The sequence below is a fragment of the Paraburkholderia sp. genome (genome assembly GCF_049581445.1).
In the GTDB taxonomy this organism is placed as follows: Bacteria; Pseudomonadota; Gammaproteobacteria; order Burkholderiales; family Burkholderiaceae; genus Paraburkholderia.
In genome coordinates this window covers 1-9,755 of sequence record NZ_JBAURZ010000201.1, presented here as the reverse complement: position 1 = coordinate 9,755, position 9,755 = coordinate 1, and the positions used below count along the sequence as shown (strand labels likewise).

Annotated in this window: 7 protein-coding genes and 1 pseudogene; 6 read left to right on the top strand and 2 right to left on the bottom strand. The window is 61.6% G+C overall.

Annotated features, from left to right (window positions below):
- Nucleotides 1–1,712 (top strand): LuxR C-terminal-related transcriptional regulator (locus WCA85_RS18065; RefSeq protein WP_424066227.1); only part of this gene is annotated, 1,712 nt, incomplete at its 5' end.
- A gap of 158 nt (nucleotides 1,713–1,870) precedes the next feature.
- Nucleotides 1,871–3,325 (top strand): sensor histidine kinase, encoded by a 1,455-nt coding sequence (locus tag WCA85_RS18060; RefSeq protein WP_424066225.1) that lies wholly within the window; start codon nucleotides 1,871–1,873, stop codon nucleotides 3,323–3,325.
- Here WCA85_RS18060 and WCA85_RS18055 read toward each other — a convergent pair.
- A pseudogene (locus WCA85_RS18055) lies at nucleotides 3,321–4,094 on the bottom strand (LysR family transcriptional regulator); the annotation flags it as partial. The gene WCA85_RS18060 and the pseudogene WCA85_RS18055 overlap by 5 nt on opposite strands.
- A gap of 188 nt (nucleotides 4,095–4,282) precedes the next feature.
- Between WCA85_RS18055 and WCA85_RS18050 the strand changes: the two are divergent.
- The 4 genes from WCA85_RS18050 (at nucleotide 4,283) to WCA85_RS18035 (ending at nucleotide 8,543) form a co-directional block, all read left to right on the top strand.
- Nucleotides 4,283–5,452: a CaiB/BaiF CoA transferase family protein gene (locus WCA85_RS18050; RefSeq protein WP_424066223.1), complete on the top strand. Its 1,170-nt coding sequence runs from the start codon at nucleotides 4,283–4,285 to the stop codon at nucleotides 5,450–5,452.
- Nucleotides 5,449–6,288: an FAS1-like dehydratase domain-containing protein gene (locus WCA85_RS18045; protein ID WP_424066222.1), complete on the top strand. Its 840-nt coding sequence runs from the start codon at nucleotides 5,449–5,451 to the stop codon at nucleotides 6,286–6,288. The genes WCA85_RS18050 and WCA85_RS18045 overlap by 4 nt, the downstream gene beginning before the upstream one ends.
- An 86-nt stretch (nucleotides 6,289–6,374) precedes the next feature.
- Nucleotides 6,375–7,715, top strand: coding sequence for an MFS transporter (locus tag WCA85_RS18040; RefSeq protein ID WP_424066220.1), 1,341 nt, complete (start codon nucleotides 6,375–6,377; stop codon nucleotides 7,713–7,715).
- 15 nt (nucleotides 7,716–7,730) lie between these two features.
- The gene (locus tag WCA85_RS18035; RefSeq protein ID WP_424066218.1) at nucleotides 7,731–8,543 is read left to right on the top strand and encodes an HpcH/HpaI aldolase/citrate lyase family protein; all 813 of its coding nucleotides are present in this window, start codon (nucleotides 7,731–7,733) and stop codon (nucleotides 8,541–8,543) included.
- 36 nt (nucleotides 8,544–8,579) lie between these two features.
- Here the strand turns inward: WCA85_RS18035 and WCA85_RS18030 are convergent.
- The coding region (locus WCA85_RS18030; RefSeq protein WP_424066217.1) for a TolC family protein at nucleotides 8,580–9,755 on the bottom strand (1,176 nt) is incomplete at its 5' end.

Here is a 9,755-nt window from a genome sequence, read left to right as displayed (position 1 = left end):
AGCGGACGACCGACATCGCGCGGCGCGCCGCCGAACGAGCGACCCGGCTTCTCGCCCATGAGGAAGCGGCCCGCTATTACCGGCTCGCGCTTCAGGCGGCAGGCGCGATGAGTGCCCGTGACCCGGTGTTGACGATCAGCCTGCTCAACGCACTGGGCGAATCGCTTACGGCCACTGGCGAATATCTGCAGGCGCGCGAAGCGTTCGAACAGGCGATGTCACTTGCGAGTGCTTCGAACGCGATCGACCAGATGACGCGAGCTGCGCTCGGCTTCGAGACAGCCACATGGGCTCCGGGGCTTCCCGGGCAAGCGGCTGCACGGCTGCTGCGCGAAGCGCTTGTCGCCCAGGCCAGCGGCGACAGTACTACCAAGGCGAAGTTGCTGAGCTCGCTTGCGCGCGCGCTGATTTTCAGCGGCGAGGATGCCCAGGCCGCGATCGTGCGGGAACAGGCTGTGGCCATGGCGCGACGCAGTGGCGACACGGGGACGCTCGTTGCGACGCTGGTCGCGACGCTATCCGCGCGCTGGCAGCCCGAGCGCAGCGCGGAGCGGTTGCGGGACATCGATGAAGCGCTTCGTCTGGCCGAAGGAGAGGGCAACGTGCTGTGTGCGCTCGACGCGCAAGCATGGCAGCTGTTCGAGTTGATGGAACTAGGTGACCTGTCGACCTGGCTTGAGCGACTCGAGCAATACGAGTACCGGGCGGCAGAACTGCGCCAGCCGTTCGTGCGCTATGTGGTCGCTACCTCGCGCGCAACCTTGGCACTATTGGAAGGCCGATTTGACGACGCCGAACGCCTGATCGCGCAGGCATTGCAAATCGGGCACCGCATGCCGGGGCTGGATGCACCTGGCGTTTACGGCATGCAGATGTTCACGCTGCGTTGCGAACAGGGCCGCCTGCGCGAGCTGGCACCGCTCGTACGGGCATTCGTGAACGCGACGCCCAGGGCGGGGACGTGGCGCCCCGGTCTGGCGCTGCTCTACGCCGAGATCGATCTGCTCGACGAGGCGCGCAGCGAGTTCGAGACGCTCGCGGCGAATGACTTTGCGGTCGTCCGCCATGACGGCTTACGCGCGGCGAGTCTGGCGTATCTGGCCCAGGTGTGCGCCCGGCTCGATGACAGGAAACGGGCGGATGTCCTGTATGCGATGCTGCTGCCGTATGACGGCCGCAATCTCCTCATCGGGACAACGGTTGGATGCTTCGGCGCCGCGGCCTCGCTGCTCGGCTTGCTCGCCACGACGCAGCGCAAATGGCAAGACGCTCAGCGTCACTTCGAGTCTGCGTTGGCGATGAACTTCCGGCAAGGCGCGTCCCCTGCGCTCGCGCATACACGCTTGCGCTATGCCTCGATGCGGCTGGCTCGCAACGCCGAAGGTGATCGCGACGGCGCGAGCATGCTGATAGAGGACGCACGGGCTGCGGCTGCGGGCATGGGCATGCGTACGCTGACCGAGCGGATCGACGAGGTGCGCCGCTCGATCGGGCATGCATCATCTCCTGCCTGTCCGGCCGGGTTGAGCGCGCGCGAAGCCCAGGTGCTTCAGCTGGTCGCAAGTGGGCTCGGAAATCGCGAAATCGCCAAGCGGCTGTTCCTGAGCCCGAACACGGTCGCCAATCACATTCGGGCGATTCTGGCCAAGACCGAATCCGCCAATCGCACGGAGGCTGCAGCGTTCGCGATCCGTAACGGTTTAGCGGGATGAGGTCGAACGGCCGCCCCGTGCGGCCTGCATCCGACCAGCAGTCCACTCGCTGCGCTGGCTAATTCTGATCTAATTTTCGTGACGTACGCTGAGATACGTTGAGCCAAATCCTGGAACGGGAACCGCCGGGTCGGCTGGCATATTTCGGAGCCCGCGGCATGAAATCGTTGAAGAGCCGGATTGTCGGAACATTGATCGTGCTGTTCGCTGTCGTCGGCGTCGCCGATGCGGGCGTGTCGTACTGGCTTTCGATGACGCATATGGACCAGCTGCTCGACGAGCATCTGCAGGGCGCCGCGGTCTGGCTCTCGGCCGGCAAAGTGGGGACGATCGGCACGAAGGGCCCGCCACAACATTCGATCGACGGGTTCGTCGGACAAATATGGAAGCAGGGGCTTTCCACGCCGACCGACAATACCGACCCGAAAGTGATCTTCAACCGCAACGCACCGGGCGGCTACTCGGTCGAGCGGATCAATGGTCATCGTTACCGGCTCTACACGCTAAGAAAAGACTCGGACGATTTGACTTATCAGGTCGGCCAGCCTATCGCGTTTCGCCAACAGACCGCAGGGCGCGCGGCGCTCGAAAGTCTGGTGCCGACGTTTTTCCTGATACTGCTCGTATGGATCGCGATCCCGCTGGTCGTCAATGCCGCATTCGCGTCCCTGGAACGCGCGAGTGCGGATGCGGAAGCGGTCGGCATTGGCCGCCTGACGCCGCTCGACATATCGCACGCACCCGAAGAGGTGAGGCCGTTCGCCGATTCGATCAACCGGATGATTGCGCGCTTGCAGATCGGCATCGATGGAGAGAAGCGCTTTATTGCCGATGCGGCGCACGAACTGCGCACGCCGATTGCCGCTTTGCAACTGCGTATCGACAACCTGGAAAATGCGCCCGATGCGACTGCGCGCGGCGAGCGGTTACGCGAACTGCGCGAAGCGATCGTCCGCACGGCGACCATGATCCGGCAGCTTCTCGAACTCGCGCGCGCCGATGCGCAGCACGATCCCGGTGCGACCGCCGATGCGGTCGATGTACGTGAGATGGTTCAGACGCTCGTTGCCGATCTGCTGCCGGTCGCGGATGCGCGCTCGATCGATCTGGGCGTCAAGCGCTTCGAAGCCGCGCACGTGAATGCGAACCCAGGGGAGTTGCGCATGGCGGTGCGCAATCTGGTCGAGAACGCACTGCGATACACGCCCACCGGTGGTTATGTGGATATCGATGTATTCGAGGATGCAGCCGGCGCAATCGTACGTGTGACCGATACGGGACCGGGCATTCCCGAGGACGCGCTAGGCCGCGTGTTCGACCGCTTCTTCCGGTTGAATTCCGAAACGGTCGAAGGCAGTGGGCTGGGTTTGTCAATCGTAAAGTCAGTGGTCGCAAAACACGGTGGTTCGGTTTCGCTGGAGAATCGGCGCGACGGCCAAAGCGGCCTGATCGCGTCGCTCATTTTGCCGTCGCGCCTCGTCAGGTCTGCTCCGATCGATCGCGACGACACAGGATCTCAACCAGTTTGTCCCGGAAGAAGTTCTTTTCGTGTGGATGTTGACGCACGCAAACACGAAGATCACGCCGGGCCCAGGATTCGGACAGGTCAATGATGGCAAGGTGCTCACGGTCTGAGGTCTCAAGCGCCGAACGCGCCACGACGCCGATTCCTGCGCCCGAAGCGACGAGACGTGCGATAGCCCGGTAGCCTGACACCTGCACCCGTATATCGAGTTGCCTGCCCAGCGCGCTTGCGTGGTTCATCAGGAAGGTATGCAGTGCCGCACCAGACTGCAGGCTAATGAATGGCTCACCCATGCAATCCGCAAAACTCACGCGGGCTTGCTGCGCCAGTGTGCTGTTTAATGGCGCGAGCAGGACAAGCTGATCTTCGCGATAGGGTACGAAATCCAGTTCCGGGTGTTCAGTTTCGAGCGCCACCACGCCAATATCCGCTCGACCCGCTGCTACGGCGGCCACTATGTCGTGGCTCATGCGTTCTTCGAGCGTAATCCGGACACTGGGATAGAGGGCGAAGAAGCGCGCGAGATCGTCCGGCAGGTGAGAACTGATTGCGTTGTTGTTCGCGAAGAATGTCACGTGACCGGTGAGCCCATGTGCGAACGGGAGCAAGTCTGCGTGCATCTGTTCCAGTTGCGCCACGCACCGTCGAACATGGTCGACGAGCACGTGTCCCGCAGGCGTCAAGGTCACGCCGCGAGCCTGACGTATCAACAACGGTGCGCCAACGGCTCCCTCAAGACCTTTAATGCGCAGGCTTGCCGAAGACGGCGCCAGATGACAGCGCTCGGCACCGCGCGAAACATTGCCCTCCTCAGCGACAGCCAGGAAGACTTTCAGATCGGTCAGATCGTAGTGCATGAGGTTAGAGAGGTCGGCGGATGCTTTTGTCTTTATGCCACAACTGAATCGTCAACGCTTGGCGTAGTGGCCATGGTGCGAAGCAGCATTCGTATTTGACAAAAGCTCAGTTCGGCAATGCTCGCTGTAAATGGGGTGGCGGCCTGTCCATACTTGGTCGCAAGAACGTTGCGAACAGCGAGGCAGGAATGGAAACTTCACTTAACCACGCAGCCGCCAGGCCGATGGATGGCGTCACGGTTGTCTCAATCGAACAGGCCCTGGCCGCGCCCTTGTGTACGTGCCGGCTGGCGGAGATGGGCGCCCGCGTTATCAAAATCGAGCGCGCCGAAGGCGATTTCGCGCGCGGTTATGACGACGCCGCCAACGGCCACTCGTCCTATTTCGTCTGGACCAATCGCGGCAAGGAATCACTTGTGCTCGATTTCAAGCAGCCCGACGACGCTGCACTGCTTCATCGCATCCTGGCCCAGGCCGATGTCTTCGTACAGAATCTGGCGCCCGGAGCGCTTGCACGAGCCGGCTTCGGTGGAGCGACGCTGCGCGAGCGCTATCCGCGCCTGATCACCTGCGATATTACGGGTTACGGGACCCAGGGCGAGGCGAGCAAGCTCAAGGCCTACGACCTGCTGGTTCAATGCGAAAGCGGTCTCGCCGGAATCAGTGGCGCTCCCGAAGGGTATGGCCGCATCGGGGTTTCGATATGCGACATCGGCGCTGGCCTCAACGCAGCCATCGGCGTGCTCTCCGCGCTGGCGCTGCGTGAACGAACCGGTCAAGGCACAGGCGTTTCCGTGTCCCTATTCGATGGGGCGGCCGACTGGATGACGATTCCCTACTTGCATGAAGTCTATGGCAATGGGGCACCCACCCGGCAAGGTCTGAAGCACCCCTCCATAGCGCCCTATGGTGCATTCGCGACGCGGGAAAACTGCGACATCGTTATCAGCATTCAGAACGAGCGCGAATGGCACGCGTTCTGCGAGGTGTTCCTGCGCCGCCCCGACGTTGCGCGCGACTCACGTTTTGCATCGAATACCGAGCGCGTCAAGAACCGCGCCGCGCTCGACAGCCTCATCGCGAGTGTATTTGCGGAACTGGATACGACAGAAGCACTGGCCCGTCTGTCGGCCGCGAATACCGCTTATGGTCAGGTGCGATCGGTCGCCGGAATGGCCACACACCCGGCCTTACGCACCTGGCCGATGCCGGTGGACGACGGTGAACTCCGGATGATCGCTCCCCCCGTCCAGGCGTCGTGGGACACGGGATACTTCGATCGCGCACCGGCAATCGGCGAAGACAGCGCCAGTTTGCGAGCCGAGTTCGGGGCAAGCAAGACGGGAGTGACAGCATGAGCACCGTCGACCTCACTCGTCTGCGTCAATGGATCGGCAAGACGCATATCGACCGCGATGTTCTGTCGTCACGGCACGCCCGGCTGATGGCCGCGACGCTGGGGCTGCCGCAGACAGGATTCTCATCCGGCACGGCATTACCCCCTCTGTGGCATTGGCTCTATTTTCTGGAAGGTTTGCCCGCGCAGGAACTCGGTCGTGACGGACACCCGGCGCGTGGAGGCTTCCTGCCGCCCGTACCGCTGCCTAACCGGATGTGGGCGGGCGGCAGGCTGGACTTTTACGTTCCCTTGCCACTGGACGCAGAGGTTGAAAAACGGTCCAGTGTCGTGTCGGTGGAGCACAAGCAGGGACGCAGCGGCGAACTCGTATTCGTTACGGTACTCCACGAGGTATTGCATGACGGCAACGTAGCCATCAGCGAACACCACGACATCGTCTACAAGGCAGCGACACCATCGTCGGTACGCGCCGTGTCGAGCGACGCGCCTGTTGCACAGCGCAGCAAGCGCTTCTCGCCTTCCTCGACGACACTTTTCCGCTATTCAGCATTGACCTTTAACGGTCACCGCATCCATTACGACGCCGACTACTGTCGCGAAGTGGAAGGCTACTCGAATCTGGTGATCCACGGCCCACTCAATGCGACGTTGCTGGCGGCCTTTGCCGAAGAAGTGGCGGACAAGCCGCTGAAGCAGTTTCGCTACCGCGGTGTTCAGCCGAGCATTCTCGGCAATGAATTGACCATCAACGCGGCGCGCAATGGTGACGGCCTGACCCTCTGGGTTAGCCTGCCCGATGGCGCAGTGTCCATGCGGGCAGAGGCGACGTTTTGATCGTCGTCCGCAAGGGTTAGAGGTATCCGCTGCCGACGTCGTCGCAGCAAGGTAAGGACAGCAAACAGAATATCAGGAGACAAACGATGAACCCAATCCAATCGCCAGACATGGCTGATGCCTGCGCTCAGACACCATTGACTTCCCACCGGCTGCAACGGCGAGCGGCAATTGCCAGCGTGATCGGCACGACCATTGAGTGGTACGACTTCTTCATTTACGGTACGGCCGCCGCGCTGGTCTTTCCCAGCGTGTTTTTTAGCCACGGTGGCTCAGCTGGACTGATGGAGTCGTTTGCGACCATTTTTGTGGGATTCCTGTCACGTCCTCTCGGCGCCGCGATCTTCGGTCACATGGGTGACCGGGTGGGACGTAAGTCGACGCTGGTTGCAACACTGATGTTGATGGGTGTCGCAACGGTGGTGGTCGGATTGCTGCCGACTGACAAGGTACTCGGACCTGCGGCCGGATGGCTCCTGATTGCTTTGCGTTTTGTGCAAGGCATCGGCGTCGGTGGCGAATGGGGTGGCGCGGTATTGCTATCGATGGAGTCGCATCAGGGATCGCGTCGCGGATTCATGGCGAGCCTGCCGCACATCGGTGTCCCGCTGGGTCTTGTGATCTCCGTCCTCACCTGGAGCGTGTGCAGTCGTTTTAGCGGACCGCATCTGCTCGAGTACGGCTGGCGCATTCCCTTTCTTGCCAGTAGTGTGCTGCTCGTCGCCGGCTTGATTATCCGTATGGGTGTACCCGAGACGCGGGACTTCATCGAAGCAAACAAACACCTCAAGAATCGGCGTGCACCGCTTACCGAAGCATTGCAGAGCGAATGGCGCACGATTCTGCTGGCAGCACTGGTACGCCCCGGCGAGCAGGCTTCCTTCTATATGCTTTCGACCTTCGTGGTGCTTTATGGCTCGACGACGCTGGGGTTAGGGCGCGAATTTATCCTTAACGCGGTACTGCTTGCGGCTGTTGTTTCGTGTTTTACGGTGCCGCTGTTCGGGTACCTCTCGGACCGTATTGGGAGACGAACGACATACCTCATCGGCGCTGTCGCCATGATGCTGTTCGCTTTCCCTTATTTTGCACTACTGGATACCCGGATTCCACTTCTGGTAATTGGCGGCATGGTCCTGCTTATGGTGATTCACGATGTCATGTACGGTTCACAGGCCGCTTATATTGCCGAGTCGTTTCCTGCACATATCCGCTACACGGGAGCGTCGCTTGGATATCAAGGAGCCTCGATCATCGCAGGCGGACCGGCGCCGCTCATTTCGCTCTGGCTGTTCCAGACATACCACTCGGGATATGCGGTCGCGGCGTTTCTCGCGTTCCTGTCGTTGGTCAGTGCCGTCGCTGCATTCTTCCTTGGCAGGAAGAGCCCCGTTACAAATACATTGGCTGCTGCTCGCCAGTTTTGACCAAAGGAGTCAATCATGCATCGCCCGACCGTCGCCCGTTCGTTCCTGTTCGTTCCGGGCAATCGCCCTGAGCGGTTCGGTAAGGCCGTAGCGAGTAGCGCTGATGCCGTCATTATCGACCTCGAAGATGCCGTCTCAAGAGGCGAGAAAGTCGCTGCGCGCGACGCTTGCAGGGATTTTCTTACTCGTGGCGGATCAGCCTTGGTCCGCATCAATGGGTTGGCGACTGAATGGGTCGATGACGATCTCGCGCTATGCAGTTTGCCAACAATCGAGGGCGTGATTGTCCCGAAGACCGAAGACCCGGTCGAAATTGCTGCTGTGCGCAGCCGTCTGCGACCGGAGACGCCGATACTGCCACTGATCGAAACGGCGGCCGGGATGGTGAATGCCGCGCAGATCGCCGCGGCTTCCGGCGTTCTTCGACTCGTATTTGGTACGGTCGATTTCGGTCTCGACGTCGGCATCGAGGGTGATGGTGATGAACTGTCCTATCACCGTGCGCTGCTTGTCCTGGCGTCGCGCACGGCTAACCTGCAGGCCCCGGTTGATGGCGTGACACTTGATATTCAGGACACGGAAGAATTGGACAAGTCCACGCTACGGGCCCGGCGATGGGGGTTCGGGGGCAAATTGTGCATTCATCCGGCGCAGGTTTCGCGGGTCAATCAATGCTTCTCACCGCTACCGGCGGACGTCGATTGGGCAAGAAAGGTCATCGAACTTGCCGCAACTAGCAGTGGGGCTTTCACTTTCGATGGGAAAATGGTGGACGCACCCGTCATCGCGCGGGCCCATCAAATTGTCCAGCGTTCGCAACACGGTTGAAGGTCCGCATGCTCAAATGCCGTGATGCCTTTCGCATCAGCGTATTGGCGAACCAGCCGCCGCTGTCGAATTGCTATTTTCCTCCCAGCCCCCACCCAGCGATTTGTAGAGCCGGACGAGCGCCAGCGAGGTGTCCCGGTCGGTTTGCGCGAGCTTGTCGTCAGCCGCATAGAGCGAGCGTTCGGCATCGAGTACTGGCAGAAAGTCGTCGAGTCCTTGACGATAAAGGCGGGTTGACACGCTCACTGCGCCGCGATCGGCCTCAACCTCTGCAGCGAGGCGCTCTCGCCGTACGCGCGACTGTCCGTATGAAACGAGCGCCGTCTCAACATCGCGTAGCGCGTCCAGCACGGTCTGCTGATACGCGGCAGCAGCCCGATCGGTGCGAGCCTGTTCGGCGCTGATCGTGAAGCGAACCTTGCCGGCGTCGAAGATCAACCAACTGATGCTCGGACCAATCGAAAAGTAGCGGCTTGGAGCCGTGAGAAAACTCGATGCGTCGAGACTTTCCAGGCCCGCCACGCCCGTTAGCGAGAAATGCGGATACAGGTCAGCCTGCGCGACGCCAATGCGCGCATTGGCCGCGGCAAGCCTCCGTTCGGCCGCGCGGATATCGGGTCTGCGCTTGAGCAGGTCGGACGGCAGGCCGACCGGCACGTCGGCGACCGGTGAAGGAATCGGTTGAGGCGTGTCGAGTTCGGCAACGAGGTCCTCCGGTGGGCGGCCTACGAGTGCGCCTATCCGGTAGATCGCGCCATGTGCATCGACCACCAGCAGTGGAATCGCAGCTTGCGTATCCGACACCTGGGCCTGTGCGCGCAGCACGTCGAGCTGCGACGCGAGGCCCGCGTCGTACAGCGCGCGGGTCAACGTCAAGGCGTCCTGCTGGATCGTGAGATTATCCTGTGCGACCGCGATGCGCCTCTGCGCGCCTCGCAGCTCGATATAGTTACGGGCGACTTCCGCAAGCAGTGTTAGCACGACGTCGCCGCGGTCGTCCGTAGCGGCCTGATAGGAGCGGGTGGCTGCCTCGATGCTGCGCCGCGTGCCGCCGAACACATCGATTTCCCACGACGCGTCAAAGCCGGCCTGCCATAGATTGCCGTTGATGCCCGGGCCAAGACCGCCAGGCGGCACGCCGAGAGGTACGTTGGCGCTGCCGCGGGTGCGGTCGTAGCCTGCGCCGGCGTCGAGCTCCGGGTACTGCGCAGC

Bases quoted from the DNA above. Each gene is read 5' to 3' on its own strand.
- WCA85_RS18060 (WP_424066225.1), top strand. From the start codon at position 1,871: ATGAAATCGTTGAAGAGCCGGATTGTCGGAACATTGATCGTGCTGTTC.
- WCA85_RS18050 (WP_424066223.1), top strand. From the start codon at position 4,283: ATGGAAACTTCACTTAACCACGCAGCCGCCAGGCCGATGGATGGCGTC.
- WCA85_RS18045 (WP_424066222.1), top strand. From the start codon at position 5,449: ATGAGCACCGTCGACCTCACTCGTCTGCGTCAATGGATCGGCAAGACG.
- WCA85_RS18040 (WP_424066220.1), top strand. From the start codon at position 6,375: ATGAACCCAATCCAATCGCCAGACATGGCTGATGCCTGCGCTCAGACA.
- WCA85_RS18035 (WP_424066218.1), top strand. From the start codon at position 7,731: ATGCATCGCCCGACCGTCGCCCGTTCGTTCCTGTTCGTTCCGGGCAAT.